22 protein-coding genes and 1 pseudogene are annotated in these 23,887 nt (G+C 70.2%); 12 read left to right on the top strand and 11 right to left on the bottom strand.

Annotated elements, in window-relative coordinates:
• Window positions 1-54: 54 nt before the first annotated feature.
• From FB471_RS31195 to FB471_RS31170, 6 genes are all read right to left on the bottom strand, one after another.
• A complete protein-coding gene (locus tag FB471_RS31195) occupies window positions 55-516 on the bottom strand; it encodes a hypothetical protein (protein WP_211358299.1) in 462 nt (153 codons plus the stop codon).
• Window positions 517-738: 222 nt separating this feature from the next.
• On the bottom strand, window positions 739-1,551 hold the full coding sequence (locus FB471_RS31190) for an SAM-dependent methyltransferase (protein WP_142003412.1): 813 nt from the start codon (window positions 1,549-1,551) through the stop codon (window positions 739-741).
• Window positions 1,552-1,582: 31 nt separating this feature from the next.
• Entirely contained in the window at window positions 1,583-2,581 is a 999-nt protein-coding gene (locus FB471_RS31185; RefSeq protein WP_142003411.1) for a TIGR03842 family LLM class F420-dependent oxidoreductase, read from the bottom strand.
• Window positions 2,582-2,591: 10 nt separating this feature from the next.
• Entirely contained in the window at window positions 2,592-3,983 is a 1,392-nt protein-coding gene (hydA, locus tag FB471_RS31180) for a dihydropyrimidinase (protein ID WP_142003410.1), read from the bottom strand.
• Window positions 3,984-3,997: 14 nt separating this feature from the next.
• Window positions 3,998-4,840, bottom strand: coding sequence for a nitrilase-related carbon-nitrogen hydrolase (locus FB471_RS31175; protein WP_142003409.1), 843 nt, complete (start codon window positions 4,838-4,840; stop codon window positions 3,998-4,000).
• Window positions 4,791-6,368, bottom strand: a complete 1,578-nt coding sequence (locus FB471_RS31170) for an NCS1 family nucleobase:cation symporter-1 (RefSeq protein WP_142003408.1) — start codon at window positions 6,366-6,368, stop codon at window positions 4,791-4,793. Before FB471_RS31170 ends, FB471_RS31175 begins: the two co-directional genes overlap by 50 nt.
• Before the next feature lie 112 nt (window positions 6,369-6,480).
• Here FB471_RS31170 and FB471_RS31165 point away from each other — a divergent pair, with 112 nt between their 5' ends.
• Together FB471_RS31165 and FB471_RS31160 are read left to right on the top strand one after the other, a co-directional pair.
• Window positions 6,481-7,458, top strand: coding sequence for a LysR family transcriptional regulator (locus FB471_RS31165; protein WP_142003407.1), 978 nt, complete (start codon window positions 6,481-6,483; stop codon window positions 7,456-7,458).
• Window positions 7,459-7,619: 161 nt separating this feature from the next.
• Window positions 7,620-9,122 (top strand): S1 family peptidase, encoded by a 1,503-nt coding sequence (locus FB471_RS31160; protein ID WP_246076812.1) that lies wholly within the window; start codon window positions 7,620-7,622, stop codon window positions 9,120-9,122.
• A gap of 110 nt (window positions 9,123-9,232) precedes the next feature.
• On the opposite strand, the gene FB471_RS34670 is transcribed toward FB471_RS31160, so the two are convergent.
• The 3 genes and pseudogenes from FB471_RS34670 to FB471_RS35410 form a co-directional block, all read right to left on the bottom strand.
• Window positions 9,233-9,595 (bottom strand): hypothetical protein, encoded by a 363-nt coding sequence (locus FB471_RS34670; RefSeq protein WP_211358298.1) that lies wholly within the window; start codon window positions 9,593-9,595, stop codon window positions 9,233-9,235.
• Window positions 9,513-10,028 carry a hypothetical protein gene (locus tag FB471_RS34665; protein WP_211358297.1) on the bottom strand — a complete coding sequence of 172 codons (516 nt, stop codon included), beginning with the start codon at window positions 10,026-10,028 and terminating at the stop codon, window positions 9,513-9,515. Before FB471_RS34665 ends, FB471_RS34670 begins: the two co-directional genes overlap by 83 nt.
• 53 nt (window positions 10,029-10,081) lie before the next feature.
• Window positions 10,082-10,624: pseudogene (locus FB471_RS35410) on the bottom strand (ABC transporter ATP-binding protein); the annotation flags it as partial.
• Window positions 10,625-10,642: 18 nt separating this feature from the next.
• Here FB471_RS35410 and FB471_RS35405 point away from each other — a divergent pair.
• Window positions 10,643-11,272 carry a DUF5808 domain-containing protein gene (locus tag FB471_RS35405; RefSeq protein ID WP_246076811.1) on the top strand — a complete coding sequence of 210 codons (630 nt, stop codon included), beginning with the start codon at window positions 10,643-10,645 and terminating at the stop codon, window positions 11,270-11,272.
• Window positions 11,273-11,296: 24 nt separating this feature from the next.
• Here the strand turns inward: FB471_RS35405 and FB471_RS31145 are convergent, their stop codons facing one another.
• Together FB471_RS31145 and FB471_RS31140 are read right to left on the bottom strand one after the other, a co-directional pair.
• Window positions 11,297-11,677 (bottom strand): SSI family serine proteinase inhibitor, encoded by a 381-nt coding sequence (locus FB471_RS31145; protein WP_142003405.1) that lies wholly within the window; start codon window positions 11,675-11,677, stop codon window positions 11,297-11,299.
• Between the two features lie 243 nt (window positions 11,678-11,920).
• Window positions 11,921-13,591 carry a PucR family transcriptional regulator gene (locus FB471_RS31140; RefSeq protein ID WP_142003404.1) on the bottom strand — a complete coding sequence of 557 codons (1,671 nt, stop codon included), beginning with the start codon at window positions 13,589-13,591 and terminating at the stop codon, window positions 11,921-11,923.
• 116 nt (window positions 13,592-13,707) lie between these two features.
• Here FB471_RS31140 and FB471_RS31135 point away from each other — a divergent pair, with 116 nt between their 5' ends.
• The 9 genes from FB471_RS31135 to ybeY all read left to right on the top strand — a co-directional run bounded on the left by FB471_RS31135 (window position 13,708) and on the right by ybeY (window position 23,879).
• Window positions 13,708-15,012, top strand: a complete 1,305-nt coding sequence (locus FB471_RS31135) for an aspartate aminotransferase family protein (RefSeq protein ID WP_142003403.1) — start codon at window positions 13,708-13,710, stop codon at window positions 15,010-15,012.
• A complete protein-coding gene (locus tag FB471_RS31130) occupies window positions 15,009-16,544 on the top strand; it encodes a CoA-acylating methylmalonate-semialdehyde dehydrogenase (RefSeq protein ID WP_142003402.1) in 1,536 nt (511 codons plus the stop codon). Before FB471_RS31135 ends, FB471_RS31130 begins: the two co-directional genes overlap by 4 nt.
• A gap of 153 nt (window positions 16,545-16,697) precedes the next feature.
• Window positions 16,698-18,059, top strand: a complete 1,362-nt coding sequence (locus FB471_RS31125) for a DUF2786 domain-containing protein (protein ID WP_142003401.1) — start codon at window positions 16,698-16,700, stop codon at window positions 18,057-18,059.
• Between the two features lie 112 nt (window positions 18,060-18,171).
• Window positions 18,172-19,197, top strand: coding sequence for a heat-inducible transcriptional repressor HrcA (hrcA, locus tag FB471_RS31120; RefSeq protein WP_142003400.1), 1,026 nt, complete (start codon window positions 18,172-18,174; stop codon window positions 19,195-19,197).
• 41 nt (window positions 19,198-19,238) lie between these two features.
• Window positions 19,239-20,405 (top strand): molecular chaperone DnaJ, encoded by a 1,167-nt coding sequence (gene dnaJ / locus FB471_RS31115; protein ID WP_142003939.1) that lies wholly within the window; start codon window positions 19,239-19,241, stop codon window positions 20,403-20,405.
• Between the two features lies 1 nt (window position 20,406).
• Window positions 20,407-21,180: a 16S rRNA (uracil(1498)-N(3))-methyltransferase gene (locus FB471_RS31110; protein ID WP_142003399.1), complete on the top strand. Its 774-nt coding sequence runs from the start codon at window positions 20,407-20,409 to the stop codon at window positions 21,178-21,180.
• Between the two features lie 614 nt (window positions 21,181-21,794).
• Window positions 21,795-22,172 (top strand): histidine triad nucleotide-binding protein, encoded by a 378-nt coding sequence (locus FB471_RS31105; RefSeq protein WP_142003398.1) that lies wholly within the window; start codon window positions 21,795-21,797, stop codon window positions 22,170-22,172.
• Window positions 22,173-22,266: 94 nt separating this feature from the next.
• Complete coding sequence (locus tag FB471_RS31100) at window positions 22,267-23,331, top strand: PhoH family protein (RefSeq protein WP_142003397.1); 1,065 nt, start codon at window positions 22,267-22,269, stop codon at window positions 23,329-23,331.
• Window positions 23,328-23,879, top strand: coding sequence for an rRNA maturation RNase YbeY (gene ybeY, locus FB471_RS31095; protein ID WP_142003396.1), 552 nt, complete (start codon window positions 23,328-23,330; stop codon window positions 23,877-23,879). Before FB471_RS31100 ends, ybeY begins: the two co-directional genes overlap by 4 nt.
• Window positions 23,880-23,887 lie beyond the last annotated feature (8 nt).

Genomic DNA, 23,887 nt, shown 5'->3' with positions numbered 1-23,887 from the left:
CGGGTGGAAGGCTCAGCCGTTCTACGTTTCGGCCGTTCTACGTTTCGCTAATAGCTACTTTGCGGAGATGCGGCCGCTGTAGCCACTGCAGCTCAGCAGGGTGCTCTTCTCGTAGTTGCAGGCCTGGTAGTTGATCCATCCTGATTCCGGAATGGACAGGTTGTGGTCGAGGCACTGCGGATTCGGATAGGTCGAGTGCTTGACCTTCCTGCCGGACTTGTCGCTGCGGTAGTAGCGGGCGACCGGGTGGTGCCCGTCGGCCTTGGCGTCGCAGATGTACAGGTGCTCGCCGTAGGGCTGGAAGCACACCAGCGCCCCGCCGTCCGGCGACACGACCGGGAAATAGCACTCGGCCTGCACGCCGGCCTGGCCGTTGGCCGAAAGGACCGACACGTTCACCGACGGCGCGTTGTCCATCGACGAGATTTCCTGCGTGTCCGCCTGTGCCACGGTCGCGCCGGTGCTGAGCGCCATTCCCAGCGCAGCGACAGCCGCCAGCAGAATCTTTTTCCTCATCAGGAACTCCCCAGTTCGTGGTTCGTGAAGAACCGAATATTCAACCCCAGTTATCCCAGCGTTCACGCCGGAGATGGCAATACTCTACTGTTGATCTTGCGAGTCTGGCAAGTCGAATTCCGGGAAATACTCCGAATGTCAGCATCTTGGCTGGTTGGAATCGACCGGATTGGGGCGGATGGTCTAGCGTGTTGCGGCGATCGGCAGCGGTTTCCGGGCCGCTCACGGCCTGCGCGCCACCCCGGCCAGCGCGCCGGAGTGGGTGGCGTCCCGCTCGATGTCCTCGGGCCGCCACTCGGACAGCCAGACCACCCCGGGTTCGATGAGCTCGAAGTCCCCGAAGAGCGCGGTGACCTCGGCACGGTCCCGGATATGCAGCGGGTTGCGGGTCCGCTGGGCGTAGTTGTCGCCGAGTTTCCTGGCCTCGGCCTGCCGTTGCCGGTCCGCCTCGGCCACGCTGCCGTGCGAGAGCACCAGCAGGCTGCCCGGGGCGAGCTGGTCGCGGTAGAACGCGAGCGCGTGCTCCGGCTCCCGCTCCGGCGGCATGAAGTGCAGCAGCGCCACCGCCAGCAGGCACACCGGCAGGTCCGGGTCGAGCACGCCCTGGTCCAGCACCTGCCGCCACAGCCGGTCCCGGTCGAAGAAGTCGCCGTGCAGCGCCCGGTGCCGGGCCGGATCGGCGGTGTCCTCCAGCAGGATCCGGGCGTGCGCGTGAGCGATGGGCTCGTTGTCCACGTAAACGACACGAGCCTCGCCCGGCGCCACCTCGTCGGCGACCTCGTGCACGTTGCCCTGGGTGGGCAACCCGGAGCCGAGGTCCACGAACTGGCGGACGCCCGCTCCCATGGCGTATCGCACGGCACGGCCGAGGAAGGCCCGGTTGGCGCGGGCGAAGTCCCGCATCCCGGGCGCCACCTCGAGCTGTGCCTTGGCGAACTCCCTGTCCACGGCGTAGTTGTTGGTGCCACCGAGGAGGAAGTCGTACACCCGGCCGGGGCTGGGACGGTCGAGATCGGGTTGCTTGTCCGTTGCCACGGCGGTCGACCCTACCGCCCCCGGGCCCGGCTCAGTGGGCGAGTTCGGCGATGACCTCCTTACCGTAGGCGCGGAGGGTTTCCTCCCGCTGGTCGTGCATCAGGTACACGGCGAACTGGTGCACGCCGAGGTCCGCCAGCTCGGCCAGCCGCTCCCGGTGCGCGGCGGCCGGGCCGAGCAGGCAGAACCGGTCGACGATCTCGTCCGGTACGAAGTCGGTCGAGGGGTTTCCGGACCGCCCGTGATGGGCGTAGTCGTAGCCTTGCCTGCCCGCGATGTAGTCGGTCAGTTCGCGCGGCACGGTCCCGGCATCCCCGTATCGCGCCACCAGGTCGGCCACATGGTTGCCGACCATCCCGCCGAACCAACGCAGTTGCTCGCGTTGGTGGGGCAGGTCGGTGCCGACATAGGCCGGCGCGGCCACGCAGATCGTGATGCCGGCGGGGTCGCGCCCGGCCTCCCGCGCGGCCGTACGCACCGAGCCGATCGTCCAGCGCGCGATCGCCGGGTCGGCGGTCTGCAGGATGAACCCGTCGGCCTGCTCGCCGACGAGCTTCAGCGCCTTCGGGCCGTAGCCCGCCATCCACATCTCCAGCCTGCCGTCCCGTATCCACGGGATGCGCACGGGCGTGTCGCCGAGGATCGCCTCGCGCCCCTCGGCGAGTTCCTTGATGACGTGCATCGACTCGCGCAGGGTGGCCAGTGTGGACGGCGGCTTGCCGACCACCCGGTGCGCGGAGTCCCCGCGCCCGATGCCGCAGATCGTGCGGTTGCCGAACATATCGTTCAACGTGGCGAACAGCGAGGCGGTCACCGACCAGTCCCGGGGTCCCGGGCTGGTGACCATCGGCCCGACCACCATCGTGGAGGTGGCCGCCAGTATCCGCGAGTAGATGACGAACGGTTCCTGCCACAGCACGCAGGAGTCGAAGGTCCACCCGTACCCGAACCCCTCGCGCTCCGCGGCCGCCATCAGCCGGACGACCTCGTCGGCGGGTGGGTCGGTCTGCAGTACCACGCCGAAATCCATGGTCGGCCCCCTAGTTCAGATACTGGCAGAGATCGCGGGAAAGGAACCGGCCGTGCCCGGCCGAGCCGTGGTACTCGCCGCCGGCCACGACGATGCGGCCCCTGGACAGCACGGTGTCCACCTTCCCGGTGAGCTGGAAACCCTCGTAGGCGGAGTAGTCCACGTTCATGTGATGGGTCTGTGCGGAGATCGTCTGCCGCCCGGCCGGGTCGTAGACCACGATGTCGGCGTCCGAGCCGGGCGCCAGCACACCCTTGCGCGGGTACAGACCGAACATCCGCGCCGGGGTGGTCGAGCTGATCTCCACCCAGCGCGCGAGCGAGATCTCCCCGGCGACCACGCCCTGATGCAGCAGGTCCATCCGGTGCTCGACCCCTGGCATCCCGTTCGGGATCTTGGCGAAGTCGCCCCTGCCGAGCTCCTTCTGGTCCTTGAAGCAGAACGGGCAGTGGTCGGTGGACACCACGGACAGGTCGTTGGTGCGCAGGCCGCGCCACAGGTCGGCCTGATGGTGCTGTTCCCGCAACGGGGGAGAGGCCACATACTTGGCACCCTCGAATCCCGGTTTCGCCAGGTCCTCGATCGAAAGGTAGAGGTACTGCGGGCAGGTCTCGGCGAACACGTTCTGCCCGCCGTCCCGTGCCTGTGCCACCGCGGCCAGTGCCTGCGCGGCGGACAGATGCACGATGTACAGCGGCGCGCCGGTGACCTGCGCCAGGGTGATCGCCCGCGAGGTCGCCTCGCCCTCCAGCTCGGGTGGCCTGGTCAGGCCGTGCTGCACCGGGTCGGTCCTGCCGTCGGCCAGCGCCTTGGCCACCAGCTCGTCGATGGCGATCCCGTTCTCCGCGTGCATCATGATCGTCGACCCGGTCTCGGTCGCCTTGTGCATGGCGCGCAGGATCTCGCCGTCGGTGGAGTAGAAGACGCCAGGGTAGGCCATGAACATCTTGAAGCTGGTCACCCCACCGCCGATGCAGGACTCCATCTCCTTCAGGGTGGTGTCGTTGACATCGGAGATGATCATGTGGAAGCCGTAGTCCACGGCGCAGTCGCCGTCCGCCTTCGCGTGCCATGTGTCCAGAGTGGACAGTAGGGAGGTGCCTTTCTTCTGCACGGCGAAGTCGATGATCGTGGTGGTGCCGCCCCAGGCGGCCGCCCTGGTTCCGGTCTCGAAGGTGTCCGCCGAGAACGTGCCCCCGAAGGGCATCTCCATATGGGTGTGCGCGTCGATCCCGCCGGGCAGCACGTACTTGCCCGTCGCGTCCACCACGGTGTCCACCGCTTCCTCGCCGAACAGGCCCGGTGCGGCGACCGCGGCCACCCGCTCGTCCTCGACCAGCACGTCGGCCGTGGCGGCACCACTGGCGCTGAGCACCGTGCCGCCCCTGATCAGGGTTCGCATGGTTGCGACCTCCTTCACGCCTGGGTCAGCGAGTCGTAGCTGTCCGGCCTGCGGTCGCGGTAGAACGCCCACAGGTCGCGTACCTCGGCCAGCTTGGCCATATCCAGATCCCGTACCAGCACTTCCTCCTCGGTGTCCGAGGCCGCCTCGCCCACCAGCTGCCCGCGCGGGTCCACGAAGTAGGACTGGCCATAGAAGTCGTTGTCGCCCAATGGTTCCACGCCTACCCGGTTGATGGCACCCACGTAGTACTCGTTGGCGACCGCGGCGGCGGGCTGCTCCAGCCGCCAGAGGTGCTGGGACAGCCCCCTGCTGGTGGCCGACGGGTTGAACACGATCTTCGCGCCGGCCAGGCCCAGGGCTCGCCAGCCCTCAGGGAAGTGCCGCTCGTAGCAGATGTAGACGCCGATCCGGCCGACCGCGGTGTCGAAGACCGGGTACCCCAGGTTGCCCGGCCGGAAATAGAACTTCTCCCAGAACCCTTTCAGCTGCGGGATGTGGTTCTTGCGGTGCTTGCCGAGGTAGCGGCCGTCGGCGTCGATGACGGCCGCGGTGTTGTAGTAGATCCCCGGCTGCTCCACCTCGTACATCGGGACCACCAGCACGACCTCGTGTCGCCGCGCGACCTCCTGCATCAGCCTGGTGGTCGGCCCTTCCGGGATCTGCTCGGTGTAGGAGTAGTAGTCGGTCTCCTGTACCTGGCAGAAGTACGGGCCGTAGAACAGCTCCTGCAGGCAGACCACCCGCGCCCCCTGGGACGCGGCCGTGCCGATCGCCTCGACCGCACGGGCGATCATGGAATCCTTGTCACCCGTCCACCGCTGCTGGATCAGTCCGGCTCTCACGAGGTCGGTCACTTGTGCCCTCCTTGTTGCTGTGCTCGGTGGTGGGTACGGACCCGCTCCGGCCGGCGGACAGGAGCAGGTAGACGACGAACGCGGCGGCGAGGCCGGCCACCCAGCTGTAGTCGTAGAAGATCCGCAACACCGGGATCAGGCCGTCCGCGGGGAACGGGCCCGCACCCGGCTCGGAGTACGCTCCGCCGACGGCCAGCACCGCACCGACGGCCGAGGCGACCAGAGCCCGCCAGTTCCAGCCGCCGCGGAACCAGTACCGGCCACGCTCGGTGAACAGCTCGGCCAGCTCCAGCCTGGTGCGGGTGTGCACCCAGTAGCCGGCGACCAGGACCCCGGCCACCGCCGCCAGCACGCCGCCGTAGAAGTTGAGCCAGGCGAAGATGTAGATGTTCGGATCGGAGATCAGTCGCCACGGCTGGATCGCGATTCCGATCACGCCGGTGATCAGCCCGCCTACCCGGAAGCTGATCCGTTTCGGGAAGGCGTTGGAGAAGTCGTAGGACGGGCTCACCACGTTCGCCGCGAGGTTCGCCGACACGGTGGCCAGCCCGAGCATGAGCAGCGAGAGCACCACGACCACCGGCGAGTCGAAGCGGCTGGCCAGTTCCACCGGGTCCCAGATCGCCTCGCCGTAGATGACGATCCCGCCGGAGGTGACCATGATCGACACGATGGCCATGAAGGACATCGTGGTCGGCAGGCCGAGTACCTGGCCCCAAGCCTGCTTGCGCTGGCTGGAGCCGAACCGGGTGAAGTCCGGCATGTTCAGCGACAGCGTGGCCCAGAACGCGATCATGCCCATCAGCGAGGGGGCGAACACCTTCCAGAAGTCGGCGCCCCAGCCCAGCTGCGAGGGCTGGGAGAAGATCGGGCCGAGCCCGCCCGCCTTGACCAGCACCCAGGCGAGCAGGATCAGGAAGCCCACCGTCACCAGCGGTGCGGTCCAGTTCTCGAACCGCCGCACCGCGTCCATGCCGCGCCAGATGATCACCATCTGGAAGGCCCAGAACAGCAGGAAACCCAGCCACATCGTCCATGGTTGCCCGAAAACCTCGGCCGCGCCCGTCCAGGAGTCGCCGATCAGCCTGCCGAGGATGACGAAGATCGCGCTGCCGCCGACCCAGGTCTGGATGCCGAACCAGCCGCAGGCGATGAGCCCGCGCAGCAGGGCGGCCAGGTTCGCACCGCGGATCCCGTAGAAGGCGCGGGCGAACACCGGGAACGGGATGCCGTACTTGGTTCCGGCGTGGCTGTTCAGCAGCATCGGGACCAGCACGATCAGGTTGCCGACGGTGATGGTGAGGAATGCCTGCGCCCAGTTCATGCCGATCGCGATCAGCCCGGACGCGAGGAGGTACGAGGGGATGTTGTGCGCCATCCCCATCCACAGCGCGAAGTAGTTGTAGGTAGTCCAGGTGCGTCGCTCGATCGGGACCGGGGCGAGCTCGGCGTTGTAGAACCGGCTACCGTGGATCGAGGTGGCGTCGGCCAGTTCGATCCGGCCGTCGGGGTGCTGAACCTGCGCCATCACGGAATCTTCCGGGGTCGGCCGCGCCGGTGGGACTGACAGACTGTTCACCATTGCTGAAGTGGGCGGACAGTTTGTCGCGTGTGCGAGGAACACGGACTAGTTTGTGGGAATGCGGCTGGAGTTGCGGCACCTACGAACGGTCTGCGCGATCGCCGAGTACGGCAGCGTGTCCAAGGCGGCGACCGCGCTGGGGGTCGCGCAACCCGCGCTGACCGCGCAGCTGCAACGGATCGAGGTGCTGCTCGGCGGCGCGCTGTTCGAACGGGACCGCCGTGGCGCGCGGCCCACCGCCCTCGGTGAGCTGGTGCTGGCGCGGGCGCGGGTACTGCTGCCCGCCGTGGAGGACCTACAGGCCGACGCCAGCAGGCTCGCCGGTGCCGGCCCGGACGCGACGATCCAACAGTTCCGGCTCGGATCGGTCGGCGTCCCGTTTCTCACCGGGCTGAGCAGGCGGCTGGAGAAGCAGTTCCCGCACGCACTGGTCACCACCCAGGTGTCCTGGTCGGCCGCCGAGCTGGCGGAGGCGGTAGCGGCGGGACGCAGCGACTTCGCGATCATCGGCGTGTGCGGCGACGCCGGCGCGCCGGCCGAGCACGGCCTGGTGTGGGCGCCGATCGCCGTCGAACCGATCTTCGTGGTGCTGTCCGAGGACGATCCGAACGCGGGCCGCGCCGAAGTCGATCTCGCCGACCTCGCCAGGATGCGCTGGGCGCACACTCCCGGGGACGGCTGCTTCGCGGACTGCTTCGCCGCGGCCTGCTCGCGAGCCGGGTTCACGCCGAGCCTGCTCAGCGAGGTGGACATCGTCACCTGCATCGACCTCGCGCAGGGCGGGGACGCCGCGGTGCTGTGCCAGCCGACGTTCCGGAAGCTGCCGGGCCTGGCCGTGGTACCGCTGGCCGGCATGCCGCTGTCCTGGCGGCACCTGCTCGGCTGGCTGCCGACCTCTCCCGCGGCGGAGTTCGCCGAGACCGTGGCCGCGCACGCGCGGGAGGCCTACACCGACGCGATCGCGCGCAACCCCCGCTACCCGCGCTGGCTGGCGGAGCATCCCTCGTTCGACCCGATCGCCACCACGACGCACTGAACGGGCATCGGCTGCGGGTTACTGACGATCATGTCGCCGATATAACCGAAACCGTAGTACCCGATCGGGGCAGAAGCTGCGTACGTTCTCCTGGCCACGGCGGTGGCGTGATCATCACCGGCCGTCACCGCCGTGTGCACCCCTGCATGTAAGGAGAAACAATGCGCCTACCAGCATTGGCGAAGCCACGCGCGGCGATCGCGACCGTGGCCGCCCTGGCGATGACCGCGGGCACGGTGCTGCTCGCGGCGCCCGGCGCGGCCGCGGAGGAGGACGCCGCGGTCGCGGGTGTGCCCGCGGAGGTGTTCGCCGCACTGGAACGGGACCTGGGCCTGAGCGAGGGACAGGCCAAGGTTCGGTTCGCGGCCGAGCACCGCGCGGGTGAGCTCGAGCAGCGGCTGCGCAAGCAACTCGGTTCGGCGTTCGGCGGGGCATGGATCCCCCGCGGGGACGACCGGCTCGTGGTGGCGGTGACCACCCCGGCGCAGGCCGCGAAGGTACGGGCCGCCGGCGCCCTGCCGAAGGTCGTCGACGACAGCAAGGCGGACCTGGACGCGCAGGTCGCCGGGCTGGACGCGGGCAAGGCGCGGGCCCCGCGCACCATCACCGGTTGGTATGCCGATGTCGAGGCCAACCAGGTGGTGATCAACACCAAGCCCGGTACGGCCGCCGCGGCGCAGCGGTTCGCCGCCGCGCACGGGCTGGCAGGCGAGGCGACGCGGATCAACGAGACCGCCGAGTCCCCGCGGCCGCTGTACGACGTGCGCGGCGGCGACGCGTACTACATCGGCGGCGGCACCCGGTGCTCGGTCGGCTTCTCGGTGAACGGCGGTTTCGTGACCGCGGGTCACTGCGGCGACACCGGTGCCTCGACCTCGGGGTCGAACCAGGTCTCCCAGGGCACCTTCCGCGGGTCCTCCTTCCCCGGCAACGACTACGCCTGGGTGGCCACCAACTCCAACTGGACCCCGCGGGGCGTGGTGAACGACTATGGCGGTGGCACGGTGTCCGTTGCCGGTTCGCAGGAGGCGCCGGTCGGCTCCACGGTCTGCCGCTCCGGGTCCACCACCGGCTGGCACTGCGGCACGATCCAGGCCCGCAACTCCTCGGTGAGCTACCCGCAGGGCACCGTCAGCGGCCTGATCCGCACCAGCGTCTGCGCCGAGCCCGGTGACTCCGGTGGTTCGCTGCTGGCGGGCAACCAGGCGCAGGGGGTGACCTCCGGCGGTTCGGGCGACTGCAGCTCCGGTGGCACCACCTACTTCCAGCCGGTGAACGAGATCCTGCAGACCTACGGCCTCAGCCTGGTCACCGGCGACGGTGGCCCCGGCGACCCGCCCGACCCGCCGGACAACCCCTGCTCGGGCGCGGAGGACAGTCTGACCGGATCGCTGAGCTCCGGCGGCGTCGCCTACCAGCCGAACGGGCAGTACTACCGGTCGAACTCCTCCGGGACGCACAGCGGTTGCCTGGCCGGGCCGTCCAGCGCGGACTTCGACCTGTACCTGCAGAAGTGGAACGGATCCTGGACCACGGTCGCCCGCTCGACCAGCCCGGGGCCGGACGAGCAGGTGAACTACTCCGGCACCGCGGGCTACTACCGGTACGTCGTGCACGCCTACAGCGGCTCCGGTGGGTACACCCTCGGGATCACCACTCCGTAGTTCTGACCGGGGGTCGGATCCGGCCGTAGCCGGACGAGCGGTGCGGGGTTCCGGTTGCCGGGCGCGGGCAACCGGAACCCCGCACCGGGGTCTCCAGGCCTGGGATGTGCTCAGCCGATGTCCCGCCGCAACGGTGCCGCGATGGCGAGCGTGGCCGCGAGCAGGGCGTACCCGAGCAGTACGAGGGCACCGAGCGGCGCGGGCAGCAGGGATGTCGCCGCGGTACCGGTTTGGCTCGCGGTGGCATCGGCGAGATAGCTGAACCCGGTCAGCGCCGACGCGGCACCGCCGGGCATGAACGGGTAGGCGGCGTTGACGCCGGGAATCAGCAGCAGTGCGGTCTCGCCTGCGTAGAAGTAGCCGCCGACGATCAGCAGCGCGGCTACCTGGTTACGTAACAGCGCGCCCAGCGCGACGCCGAGCACGGTGTAGACCGCCAGCGCCGCCGCGATCCGGGCGAGCAGCCCGAGCACCGGACCGGGGGGAAGTCCGAGGGTCGTGCCGGAAAGGGCGGCGGCCGCGCCGAGGCCCGCCCCCGCGCGGGCGGCCCGCGACAACCCCGTAGGTCGCCCCGGCGAGTGCGTGCACGACGAGCTTCGCGGCCAGCACGGTCCACCGTCGGGGCGCGAACAGGTAGGTGAAGGTGATCGTCCCGTGGCGGTACTCCGAGGTCACCGCGATGGTGCCGAGCATGGCGGGCACGAACCCGGTGAGCCCGAGCATGCCGAGCAGTAGCCGGGTGCCCTGATCGGTGTCCAGCGCGGGCAGTGGCGGATCCAGGTTCTCCGGCCCGGCCAGTGCGAGCAGGCTGACGAAGCAGCCGGTGACCACCGCTGCGAGCAGCCCCCACCGCCAGGTCCTCGTGCTGAGCAGGCCGCGAGCCTCGGCGCTGAGCAGCGCGGTCATCGCGGATCTCCCCCGGTCGCGGTGAGGGACAGGAACAGCCGCTCGAGTCCCGCCTGCCCGGCGAGTTCGCGCAGCAACCCGCGTAACCAGGCGATGCCGGCAGGGTCGAGCCCGTTGGCGGGTTCGTCGAGTAGCAGCACCGCCGGGTCGCCGAGTAGGGCCGTGGCGAGTTTGAGTCGTTGCCGCATTCCGGTCGAGAGGCCCCGAGCTCTCCGATCGGCATAGGCCGTGGCCCCGGCGAGGTCGAGAACCTCGGTCACCCTGGAGTCCGGGTAGCCGCCCATCCGCGCGTACACCCGCAGATGGTCGCGTCCCGTGCGGGCCGGGTGGAAACCCGCGTGGTCGAGTACGGCACCGACCGTGCCGGCCGGGTGCGGCAACTCGGCGTACCGCCTTCCGCCGATTCTCGCGCTGCCCGAGCTCGGTGCGATCAGGCCGAGGATCACCCGCATCGTGGTGGTCTTTCCCGCGCCGTTGGGCCCGAGGAAGCCGGTCACGACGCCGGGCGCCGACTCGAAGGTCAGCCCGCTCACGGCGGTGACCTGCCCGAACCGCTTCGTCAGCCGGTGCACGCGGATCGCGGGGGTCGCCGTCAGGACACCACTCCGCTGACCGTGTTCGAGCCCGTTCTCCTCCAGGCCGCGATCACCGTGCTGCTGCCACTGGTGGCGCTGGTTGCGCTCAGGGCGAGGCCCGACCTCGACGCCGCACGGCCGACCGGATCGGCCCGGCGGTACCGGATCTACCTGCGTGGTATCGCCCGGCAGGTCCTGTTGCTGGCCGGCGCGTTCAACCTCGGGCTCGGTGTGTCCGCCCTGCGGCTGTGGGAGATAACGCCACCATCGACGTTCTGGGCGGTCGCCGCGTACGTGCCGCTGGTCGCGGCGATTGTGGGCTGGGTGCTCTGGGAACGCCGCGTCGGTCAGGCCGGCCACCGGCTGCCCGCCGAGCGGGGCGAGGAGGAAGAGGACGCCGGTGTCGTGCAGCGCGACGACGACCGGAACTGGTTTCTGGCCGGCATGGTCTATGTCAGCAGGCGTGACCCCGCGCTGCTGGTGCACCGGCGGGTCGGGACGTACTGGACGCTCAACCTCGGGCATCCCGTTGCCTGGCTGCTGCTCGCCGGGCTCGCCGCGTTCGCGCTGCTCGCCGTGTCCGGCATCGTCGCGTTTCCGAGCGGGACAACGTGTTCTAGCGAGCATCCCGGACGACATCGCTGCGCCGAGGTTGGGTGGCCCAGGTGAATCTCACTCCGGGCCACCCGACTGTCAGGGCTGGAAGACGCCGCGGGACATGGCGTCCGCGACACACGGGTTCGAGTAGGTCGTGCTGAAGTCGACCGGCTCGCCCCGCCAGTGCCCGTACGCCTCCGCCTTGACCGGGGCCAGTTCGAGCGTGCAGGCCTGCCGGGTCGGGTGGTCGTCCAGGCTGTCGAAGTCACCCCACACCATCGCGAGCGCGCCGCACGCGACGCCGGGTTGCGGATGGGTGCCCCCGGAGGGCTGGCATTCCAGGGTCACCGACGTCCGTTCGCCGTCGGCGGTTTCGGTGGTGAGGGTGAACTCGGAGCCGGCGGGGGTGCTTGGCCCTCCGATGCACGCGAGGGTGAGCGCGCAGACCGCGAGGGGCTCGATGGGGAACAGTGCCATATCGGGGATATCGGCAGTTCGGTGTCGGTCACTGTGTGCTCGGTCGAGTGATTCGGGTGGCTCGATCGTGGCGGGCTGACGTGTGCTAGCGGGGTTCCAGGGCCCCTTTCGTTGGCCCCTTTCATTCCGTACAGATGTTTCAAAAATTATGAAACTTCTGATGAAGGTGGCGGGTGTGACCGGGGAGAAGGTCGCGGTCGCCGGCCGGATACCCGCCTTGCGCACCATGGCCGGGTTGCCGCGTTACCGCTTCTGGCTCTCGTCGCCGCGTGCCCTGCGGATGTCGTAGGCCAGCAGCGCGGCGTGCAGCGAGAGCATCGACTCCGGATCCTCCAGCGGTACCCCGAGTACCTGCTCGATCCGGGCCAGCTGCTGGTAGTAGGCGGTGCGCGAGGTATGCGCCGCCGCCGCGGCCGCGGTCTTGTTGCCGCCGTGCGCGCAGAAGTGCCGCAACGCCTGCACCAGCCTGCTGCCGGCGGCCGCGTCCCGCTCCAGCAGCGCACCCAGCTCGCGGGTGGCGAAGGCGGCGACCCGTTCGTCCTCGGCCAGCAGGTGCAACAGCCCGCGCAGCCGGACGTCCGCCAGCCGGTGCACCCCGCGGGACTCCTCGCCGGTGTCCGCCGGTTCCACCGCGGCGGCCACGTGTGCGGCCTCGGTGAGGCTGCGGCCCGCCTCGCCGGCGCCGGTGACCGTGGTGCCCGCCGCGATCACCGCGGGTACCGTGCCGCGGGCCTGGTGGATCTCGGTGGCCAGCCGGTCGGCCACCGCGTCGGCGTCGGCATCCTCGGACAGCGACAGCAGCGCGCGCACGCTCGCGTCCGGTGTACTCGCCGCGTCGGCGGCCTCGGTGACGGCGACCAGCGCGGACACCTTCGCTCGCCGCGCGGCCAGCGCCGTGACCTCGGCGAGTTCGCGCAGCGCGGGTTGCAGGGAGGCGCGCTGCCCGGTGTGCGTGTGCGCGCCGATCCGGGGCCGGATCGCCGCGCCGACGAGCTGCCTGCCGGTGAGCGGGACGCCCAGCGCCGCGGCGCGCGCCACCAGCTCGGCCGGCGGGGTGGGGGAGGCGAGCAACTCGACCAGCACCGCGCGGTGCGCCTGCCGTTCCAGGCTGTCGCCCTCCCTGGCGAGCAGTTGGTACACCGCCAGCGCGGAGGCCGCGCGCTCGGCGACCACCACATGCCGGTGCGGCGGCTGCTCCGCGGAGACGATCACCAGCCTGCCCCAGTCGTGCCCGCGTGCCCCGACGATGGTGACCAGCCAGCCCGCGTCGGCGTGGTAGCCGGTTCGCTCGCCGAGCCGGGTGGTCCGGGAGCGCCGAACCCAGTCGGCCAGCAGCTCGGCAGGGTCGGTGCCCGCCGCGTCGTAGGCGATCACCTGGTGGGCGAGCGTCTCCAGCACCACCGGCTGCTCGGTGATCCGGGCGACCTCACGCAGCACCGCGGCCGGTTCGGCGCCGGACACGGTGAGCGCGGTGAAGGTCTGATGTACCTGCTCGGCCGCGCGCAGCTCGGCCACCTGGGCATCCACGATAAGCCCGTTGACGGTCTCGGTGACCGCCACGTAGCGGGTCTCCCTGGACAGGGTGACCAGCGGGAGCCCATGCCGTTCGGCGGCCGTGACCAGCGCGTCCGGCAGGGTCTCGTGCCAGTGCCGCACCAGCTCCACGATCAGGCCGGCCACCCCGACCTCGGCCAGCTCGTCCACGTACCTGGTCAGCGCCGCGTCATCGTCCGGGAGGGCGATACCGGTGGTCAGCACCAGCTCGCCGCCCCTGAGCAGCCGCGCGATATCGGCAGGCTCGGCCACGTGCGCCCAGCGCACCCTGCGGTCCAGCCCCGCCGACCCGGCCGCGACCCGCGGGCCGCCGTGCCGGATCACCGGCAGTGCCAGCACCTCCGCCACGGTCGGATACACAGGCACAGACTGTACGGCCGATTGCCGGAGTGCGTACACGTTGCCGGTGGCGTGTCAACCGTGCCCGCCACGAGACTCGCTGGTGACGGTGGAACTACCTCGGGAGAGGAACCGGAATGCCCGACGCGGAGCTCTTGGCCCGGCACAAGGCGGTGCTGCCGGAGTGGCTGGCGCTGTACTACCAGGAACCGATCGAGATCGTGCGGGCCAGCGGGCGGCACGTCACCGACTCCGAAGGCCGGACCTATCTGGACTTCTTCGCCGGCATCCTGACCAACGCCATCGGCTACGGCATCGCGGAGATCTCCGACGCGGTACGTGGTCAGCTGGACACCGGCGTGCTGCACACCTCGACGCTGTACCTGATCCGCAGCCAGGTCGAGCTGGCCGAGCAGATCGCCGAGCTGTCCGGGATCGAGAACGCCAAGGTGTTCTTCACCAATTCCGGCACCGAGGCCAACGAGACCGCACTGATGCTGGCCACCCAGTACCGGCGCAGCAACCAGATACTCGCGCTGCGCAACTCCTACCACGGCAGGGCGTTCGGCACCGTGGGGATCACCGGCAACCGCGGCTGGTCGGCCAGCTCGTTGTCCCCGGTCAAGGTCAGCTACGTGCACGGCGGCTACCGCTACCGGGATGCCTTCGCCGGGCTGTCCGATGCGGATTACACCGCGGCCTGTGTGGACGACCTGCGCGATGTGCTGCGCACCACCACCTCCGGGGACGTGGCCGCGATGATCGTCGAGCCGATCCAGGGTGTCGGCGGGTTCAACGTGCCACCGGACGGGCTGTTCGCCGGGTTCAAGGAGGTTCTGGACGAGTACGGGATCCCGCTGATCTCGGACGAGGTGCAGACCGGCTGGGGCCGTACCGGGGAACACTTCTGGGGGATGGACGCGCACCGGGTCACCCCGGACGTGATGACCTTCGCCAAGGGGCTCGGCAACGGCCTCGCGATCGGCGGGGTGGTGGCCCGCGCCGAGCTGATGGACTGCCTGCGGGCCAACTCCATCTCCACCTTCGGTGGTAACCCGGTGGCTACCGCGGGCGCCAAGGCGACCCTGGACTACCTGCTCGAGCACGACCTGCAGGGCAACGCCGCGAAGCTGGGTGACCGGCTGATCGGCGGCCTGCGCGAGCTGGCTGAGCCGTACGACGTGGTGGGCGACGTGCGAGGCAAAGGGCTGATGATCGGCATCGAGCTGGTTGAGCCCGGTTCGCGTGAGCCGAGCGGGCCCGCGGCTGGGATCGTGTTGGAGGAGACCCGCAGGCGTGGCCTGCTGGTCGGCAAGGGCGGGCTGCACAACAACGTGATCCGCCTTGCACCCCCGATGACGCTGACCGGCGGCGAGACCGAGGAGGCACTGCGGATCCTCGGCGCCGCCATCGCGACGGCACAGGAGGAACGAACGGCGTGACGGGCTCGACCAACCACTCGACCAACCAGCGCATCAGCCACTGGATCGACGGCAGGCACTGGGCCGGGGTACCGCAGCGATCCGGGGAGGTGTTCGATCCGGCCGCCGGCGAGGTCAGGGCGCAGGTGGACTTCGCGGGCGAGGTCGAGGTCGCCGAGGCGGTGGCCGCCGCCAGCCGGGCTTTGCCCGGGTGGCGGGACACCTCGCTGGCCGCGCGCGGCCGGGTGATGTTCGCCTTCCGCGAGCTGCTCGCCGCGCGCAGGGACGAGCTGGCCAGGATCGTCACCACCGAACACGGGAAGGTGGAGTCGGACGCGGCGGGCGAGATCCAACGCGGGCTGGAGAACGTGGAGTTCGCCTGCGGGGCCCCGCAACTGCTCAAGGGCGGGTTCAGCGGCAACGTCTCCACCGGGGTCGACGTGCACTCCGCCCACCGGCCGCTCGGCGTGGTCGGGGTCATTTCCCCGTTCAACTTTCCCGCGATGGTGCCGCTGTGGTTCGTGCCCAACGCCATCGCCTGCGGCAACACCGTGGTGCTCAAGCCGAGCGAGAAGGACCCTTCGGCCGCCGTGTTCATCGCCGAGCTGTTCGCCGAGGCCGGGCTGCCCCCTGGGGTGCTGAACGTGCTGCACGGGGACAAGGTCGCGGTGGACGGGTTGCTGGAGCACCCGGAGGTGCGGGCGGTCTCCTTCGTCGGCTCGACCCCGATCGCACGCTACGTGTACCAGACCGGAACCTCGCACGGTAAGCGGGTGCAGGCCCTCGGCGGAGCCAAGAACCACATGGTGGTGCTCCCGGACGCCGACCTCGACCTCGCCGCGGACGCCGCGGTCTCGGCCGGCTTCGGCTCGGCGGGGGAGCGGTGCATGGCCGTGTCCGTGGTGGTGGCGGTGGACCCGGTCGGCGACGACCTGGTCGCCAAGATCGCCGACCGGATCGGCCGGATCCGGGTCGGCGACGGCCGCAAGCCGGACTCCGAGATGGGCCCGCTGGTCACCGCCGCGCACCGGGATCGGGTTGCCGGCTACCTGGACGCCGGCGTCCAGGAGGGCGCCACCCTCGTGGTGGACGGCCGCGCGGTGCGACCCGACGGTGCGCGGGAGGGCTTCTGGCTCGGCCCGAGCCTTTTCGACCACGCGCGGCCCGGGATGTCCATCTACGCCGACGAGATCTTCGGGCCGGTGCTGTGCGTGGTGCGGGCGGCGAGCTACCAGGACGCCGTCGAGCTGGTGAACGGCAACGCCTACGGCAACGGCACCGCGATCTTCACCGCGGACGGCGCGGCGGCCCGCCGGTTCGAGAACGACGTCGAGGTGGGCATGGTCGGGGTGAACGTGCCGATCCCGGTGCCGGTCGGCTACTACTCCTTCGGCGGGTGGAAGGACTCGCTGTTCGGCGACAGCCACGCCTACGGCCCGGAGGGCTTCCACTTCTTCACCCGCACCAAGGTGGTCACCGAACGCTGGCCGGACCAGTCCCACGCCGGCGTCAACCTGGCCTTCCCCGCCGACACCACCCGCCACAAGCCCTGAACGGCACTTTCGAGACGTTGGACGTCCGCAACGCCACGTTCGCGGCGACTGACGTCCGGAACGCCACGTTCAGGCGCTGGTGACCAGCGATCGGGTTGTCGTACCGGTTCGCTACCGTGAGTCCCGCTATGAACGCGAGACGCAGGGGTGGCCATGAGCCGACGAAACCGGGAGAAACGCAACGCCAAGGCGAAGCAGCGCGCCCGACGGCGGCGCGGTCCCACACCGCCGCGGGACGACTACGGCAGCTACGACGACGGGTACTGCGACTGCCCACGTTGCACCGGCGCCGAGCCGTCCACGCCGAGCGAGATGGTCGCCACCACCTTGCTCGCCGCGGCGAACGGGCATCTCCACGGTGACGCCTCTGCGCCGGCCGAGTGCGCCGGGGAGCTGACGAGCGCCCGCTCCGGTGTTCGGACGGCTGAGCTCGGCGCTGGGGTCGGCCTGGCGTTCGGCTGGGTGCTCGGCGGCCTGTGGGAACGTGGCTGGCTGCCGGTCGACGTCTGGCAGGTCACCCGCCGCCGCCTCGATGCCCGCGCGGCCGGGCTGGTCATCGATGCCATCGCGGCCGAACATGCCCAGTACGCCCCGGCCGGCGTGCACGAGCGATGGGCGAACCAGCTGGGGGAGCTGGAGGCGGACCGCTGGTGGGACGAGTCCCGCCCGTACCTCGAGCAGTGGGCCGAGCGCCGGGGTCTCGGCATCGAGCAGGTTGTGGTCACGGCGATTACGCTGCTCGGCCTGCTGGTCTCGCTGCCCGAGCTGCCGCGCATCCTGCCGCTACCGGGGACCGCCACCCGGCACGGGGCGGTGGCAGGTGTCGACCAGAAGGTGCTGTCCAGGGTCCGCGCCCTGCTGGCCAAGGCGGAGTCCACCGACTACCCCGAGGAAGCGGAGGCATTGTCGGCCAAGGCGCAGGAGCTGATGAACCGGCACGCCTTCGAACGTGCGCTACTCGACGCGGAGACGTATCAGCCGCAGGTTGCCACCTCCCGCCGGGTCTGGCTGGACAGCCCGTACGCCGACGCCAAGGCGCAGTTGGTGCACGTGATCGCCGAGGCCAACCGGTCGCGCGCGGTGCACCACGACAAGATCGGCTTCGTTTCGCTGGTCGGCGAGGAGATGGACCTGGAGATCGTCGAGCTGCTGGTCACGTCGCTGCTGGTCCAGGCAACCAAGGCCATGGTGGCCGAAGGCAGTCAGAAGACCCGCACCGGCGGCTCCCGCACGCGCTCCTTCCGGCAGTCCTTCCTGATCGCGTACGCGGTCCGGATCGGTGAGCGACTGACGTCCGAGGAGGCCGCCGCCCAGGACCTCGCGGAGGATCCGCGGCTGCTGCCGGTACTCGCCGACCGTGGCGAGGCGGTGGACGCCGCGGTCGGCGAGATGTTCGGCGGTTTTCTGTACGAGAAGAAGGCAGGCTCCGCGCGGGACGGAGCGGGCTGGGCTGCCGGAAGGGCGGCCGCCGATCTGGCCAGCCTCGAGCTCGACCGCGGCGCGGTAACCTCCTGAAACTCTGCTCCGTTGCTTGCTCGGAACCCGGCCGGGGCCTGGACACGGCGTGGAGTCCGTAAACTCGACGTTGGGCAGGATTCGGCCACGGATCGACGAAACGGAGGTGCTGGTGGCCAACACGGACGAGCGGCGGTTCGGCGTGCTGCGCGCCATCGTCGCCGACTACGTGTCGAACCAGGAGCCGGTGGGTTCGAAAGCCCTGGTCGACCGGCACAACCTCGGAGTGTCCAGTGCCACCGTGCGCAACGACATGGTGGCGCTGGAGGAGGAGGGCTACATCGCGCAGCCGCACACCAGCGCGGGCCGGATACCCACCGACAAGGGCTACCGGATGTTCGTCGACCGGCTGTCCGAGATCAAGCCGCTCAGCACGGCGGAGCGGCGGGCCATTCAGAGCTTCCTGGACGGCGCGATCGACCTGGAGGACGTGTTGCGCCGCTCGGTGCGGCTGCTCGCCCAGCTCACCAGGCAGGTCGCGGTCGTGCAGTACCCCACGCTCACCAACTCGACGGTCCGGCACGTCGAAGTGGTCTCGCTCACCGCTGCCCGGCTGATGCTGGTGCTGATCACCGACACCGGTCGGGTGGACCAGCGCGCCGTCGACCTCGGCGACGTGGTGACCGAGGACGGCGTGGCCCGGCTGCGCACGGTGCTGAACTCGGCGTTGGCCGGGCAACGGCTCGCCGAGGCCGCGGCGAAGGTGGCCGAACTGCCCGAGCAGGCACCGGCCGAGCTGCGCGACCCGATGACCAGAGTCTGTACCGTACTGGTGGAGTCGCTGGTCGAGCACCCGCAGGAACGGTTGGTGCTCGGCGGCACGGCGAACCTCACTCGCAACGTCGCGGACTTCCCCGGGTCACTGCGTCAGGTGCTGGAGGCCCTGGAAGAACAGGTCGTCGTGCTGAAACTGCTCGCCGCCGCCCGGAACCCCGGTGCGGTGACGGTGCGTATCGGCGAGGAAAATGAGGACGCGCAGATGCGCAGCACCTCGGTGGTATCGATCGGCTACGGGATGGACGACCTGCTGCTCGGTGGCATGGGCGTGGTCGGTCCGACCCGGATGGACTACCCGAGCACGATCGCCGCGGTGCGTGCGGTGGCCAGCTACGTCGGCCAGATCCTGGTCGGCAGCTAGCCGGTGCGGTACATGACCAACTGTGGAGGATGGCAAGTACGGTGGCGAGGGACTACTACGGCACCCTGGGGGTAGCCAAGAACGCGAGTGATCAGGAGATCAAGCGCGCGTACCGGAAGCTCGCACGGGAGCTGCACCCGGACGTGAACCCGTCTGAGGACGCCCAGCGACAGTTCGGCGAGGTCACTACCGCATACGAAGTCCTCTCCGACCCGCAGAAGCGCAAGATCGTCGATCTCGGCGGCGACCCGATGGAGAACGGCGCGAGCGGTGGGGGAGCGCGTGACCCGTTCGCCGGGTTCGGTGGGCTCGGCGACATCATGGACGCCTTCTTCGGCGCGGCCACCGGCGGTGGCGGCGGCCGCGGTCGTGGCCCGCGCAGCCGGGTGCAGCCGGGTTCCGACGCTCTGATCCGGCTCGGGCTGACGCTCGCGGAGTGCGCGACCGGCGTGGACAAGGAGATCACCGTCGACACGGCCGTGCTCTGCGAGCAGTGCCGTGGCGCGGGGAGCGCCGAGGGCGCCACCACGCAGACCTGTGACACCTGCGGTGGGCAGGGCGAGATCCAGTCGGTGCAGCGTTCCTTCCTCGGCCAGGTGGTCACCGCCCGGCCGTGCCCGGTGTGCCGGGGCTTCGGTGAGGTGATCACCAACCCGTGCCGGCAGTGTGGCGGCGACGGCAGGGTCCGTGCGCGCCGCGACGTCACCGCGAAGATCCCGCCCGGGGTCGGCGACGGGATGCGGATCCGGCTGTCCGGGCAGGGCGAGGTCGGGCCCGGCGGCGGGCCGGCAGGCGACCTGTACGTCGAGGTCGACGAGGAGCCGCACGAGGTCTTCCTGCGGCAGGGCCACGACCTGCACTGCGATCTCCGGGTCCCGATGACCACCGCCGCGCTCGGCGCCACCATCCCGATGGAGACGCTGATCGACGGCGAGCACGAGATCGAGATCGAGCCGGGGACCCAGCCCGGCACCGAGGTCGTGCTGACCGGCAAGGGCATGCCGCGGCTGCGCTCCTCCGGCCGGGTCGACGGCCGGGGCGACCTGCACGTGCACATCGACGTGGTGGTGCCGACCAAGCTGGACGAGGGGCAGCAGGACCTGCTGCGCGAGCTGGCTCAGCGGCGCGGCGAGGAGTCGGCGCTGGCCGGCAACGGCAGCAAGCAGGGCGGGCTGTTCTCCAAGCTGCGCGCCAAGAGCCACCGCTAGCGTGCCGGACAGCACGTCGCCGGTGTTCCTGGTGGACGAGCTGCCCGCCGGGGAGCGGACGACGCTGACCGGCGAGGAAGCCCGGCACGCGGCCACCGTGCGGCGTACCCGTGCCGGGGAGCGGCTGGCCCTCTCCGACGGTGTGGGCGGTATCGCGTACTGCGTGGTCGAAGCCGTGCGGGCCGGCCGCGAGGCCGAGCTCGAGCTGCGGGTGGAACGGCGCGCGGTGCGGGCGGCTCCGGCGTTGCGGGTCACCGTGGCGCAGGCGTTGATCAAGGGTGACCGCGGGGAGTTGGCCGTGGAACTGGCCACCGAGGCCGGGGTGGACGCCCTGCTGCCGTGGCGCGCCGCCCGATGCGTGGCCAGGTGGGACGAGGGAGCACGCGGCGCCAAAGCGCTGGCCCGCTGGCGTGGTACGGCGCGGTCCGCGGCCAAGCAGTCCCGCCGGGCCCGGGTGCCGGAGGTCGGTGAACCGGTGGACACCCGGGCACTCGCCGCCAGCGTGCGCCGCATGACGTGCGCCCTGGTGCTGGATGCCGGAGCGCCGCACTCGCTCGCGGACCTCCGGTTGCCCGAATCCGGTGACCTGTTGGTGATCGTGGGGCCGGAGGGCGGGATCGCGCCGGAGGAGACGGAACTGCTGGTCGACGCCGGTGCTGAGCGGGCGCGACTCGGTCCTTCGGTGCTCCGCGCTTCCACCGCGGCCGCGGTTACTCTCGGTGCGCTCGGGGCACGCACCACCCGATGGGAGTACACTGAGGGCACGCTCGAGTAGCGTTAATCTTCGGAACTCGGAAAATTTTCTAGGCCATTTCGGGTGGAGTGGTGGCGCGAGCCTGGGGGCAGCCGTTACTCTCGTTAATTGACACGCCACACACGGTTGGCGCACCGGGGGACAAACCCTCCGGTATGCTGGACTAGTGGCCAAGCCCCGCCGGGCACCTCCCCCCTCGGTCCGGCGGAGCCGCGGTGGCGGTGGAGCGACCCCCAGGCTTCACCGCCCCGCGGCGGTCTAGTCGGGTGACCCCCTCCCTCTCGGGCGGTGAAGTGTGCTTTCCAGGGGGCTCTGCCACCCCGGACCCCCCGGACCGCCCCGCGGCGGTCTAGTCGGGTGAACCCTTCCCTCTCGGGCGGTGAAGTGTGCTTTCCAGGGGGCTCTGCCACCCCGGACCCCCCGGACCGCCCCGCGGCGGTCTAGTCGGGTGAACCCTTCCCTCTCGGGCGGTGAAGTGTGCTTTCCAGGGGGCTCTGCCCCCCGGACCCCCCGGACCGCCCCGCGGCGGTCTAGTTGTCTGCCAGGAACGCGTGTTTGCCGCTCACGCGCGTGCGTTTGCTGTTCGTGTACATGGGTGGCGGGACGGGCGGGGGTGGGTTCTAGGCTCTGGACCCATGAGTGAAGCGGAGAACCTGTTCGAGCGGATCATCGCTCGGGAGATCCCGGCCGAGATCGTCCACGAAACCTCCAACACCCTGGCGTTCCGGGACATCAACCCGCAGGCGAAGACCCACGTGCTGGTGGTGCCGAAGACCCGCTACCGCAACGTCGCCGAACTCGCCGCCGAGCCGCGGCTGCTGGCCGAGGTCATCACCACCGCGCGCACCGTGGCGGAGCTGGAAGGCATCGTGGAGTCCGGTTACCGGGTGGTGTTCAACACCGAGCGCGACGCCGGGCAGACCGTGTTCCACGTGCACGCGCACGTGCTCGGCGGGGAACAGCTCGGCTTCTTCGGACGTTACAACGGTGAGGGCAACCCACACGACGGGTAACCACCTGCCCTTCGGCCTCGATACCGTTAGCATCGGGGGCGCCAAGACCAGATCCGACGAGCAGCGAACGCGCAGAAAGCAGGCCCGAGCGCACGTGGCCGGTACCGCACAGGGTGGAGCCGCCCGATCCGATCTCCCCGAGGGCGTCCCACCGCAGGCGACCGAGGCGGTCGTCAAGTCCGCACAGTCCAAGTTCCCCGTTCCCGAGACGGCCCTGCTCCCCTTGCTGGGCTCGCGTGACCAGAACCTCCGCGTGGTGGAGGAACTGCTCGACGCGGACGTCCACGTACGGGGTAACGAGGTCACCCTCACCGGCGCTCCGGGCGACGTCGCCTTCGCCGAACGCGTGTTCGCCGAGCTGGTGACCCTCGCGGGGCGCGGTCAGGAGGTCGGCCCGGACGCGGTGCGACGCACCGTGTCGATGTTGTCCTCCGGTGGCGAGGCACCCTCCGAGGTGCTCAGCATGGACATCCTCTCCCGGAGGGGACGGACCATCCGGCCGAAGACGCTGAACCAGAAGCGCTACGTCGAGGCGATCGACGGGCACACCGTGGTGTTCGGCATCGGGCCCGCGGGCACCGGCAAGACCTATCTCGCGATGGCGAAGGCCGTGCAGTCCTTGCAGGCCAAGCAGGTCAACCGGATCGTGCTGACCCGGCCCGCCGTGGAGGCGGGGGAGCGGCTCGGCTACCTGCCCGGCACGCTGTACGAGAAGATCGACCCGTACCTGCGGCCGCTCTACGACGCCCTGCACGACATGGTGGACCCGGAGTCCATCCCGCGGCTGATGCAGGCCGGCACGATCGAGATCGCCCCGCTGGCCTACATGCGCGGGCGCACCCTGAACGACGCCTTCATCATCCTGGACGAAGCGCAGAACACCACCCCGGAACAGATGAAGATGTTCCTCACCCGCCTCGGGTTCGGGTCGAAGGTCGTGGTCACCGGTGACGTCACCCAGGTCGACCTGCCCAGCGGGCAGCGCAGCGGCCTGCGGATCGTGCAGGAGATCCTCGACGGCGTGGACGACCTGCACTTCACTAACCTGACCAGCGAGGACGTGGTCCGGCACAAGTTGGTCGGCGATATCGTGGACGCCTACGAGAAATGGCAGGCGACCAACGAGGAGCCGGGCAACGGGTGGAAGGGTCGCCGGTGAGCATCGAGATCGCCAACGAGTCCGGGATGCGGGTGGACGAGGCCTCGCTCGTCTCCGCCGCGCGGTTCGCGCTGGACAAGATGGAGGTCAGTCCCCAGGCCGAGCTGTCGGTCCTGCTGGTCACCCTGGACGTGATGGAGGACCTGCACGAGCGCTGGATGGACCTGCCGGGGCCCACCGACGTGATGGCCTTCCCGATGGACGAGCTGGAGTCCACCCGCAGGCCGGACGCCGCCGAGGCGTCCCCCGCGTTGCTCGGGGACATCGTGCTCTGCCCCGCCTTCGCCAAGGACCAGGCGCGTACCGCGGGCCACTCGCTCGCCGACGAGATGCATCTGCTGACCGTGCACGGCGTGCTGCACCTGCTCGGCTACGACCACGCCGAACCGGCCGAGGAAAGGGAGATGTTCGGCTTGCAGAAGCGCATCCTGGCCGAGTTCCAGACCGCCGCGCGGGCGGCGCGGGAGCGGGACGCGCAGCGCAGCGCGGATGACCGTCTGCTCGGCACCGCGGGCCTCGACGGAGCGCCCGCGGATCCGGCATCCTAGGCGGTGCT

This window comes from Amycolatopsis cihanbeyliensis (assembly GCF_006715045.1).
In the GTDB taxonomy this organism is placed as follows: domain Bacteria; phylum Actinomycetota; class Actinomycetes; order Mycobacteriales; family Pseudonocardiaceae; genus Amycolatopsis; species Amycolatopsis cihanbeyliensis.
Note: the sequence above shows the minus strand (reverse complement) of the source record. Positions and strands in the feature narration are given on the sequence as shown.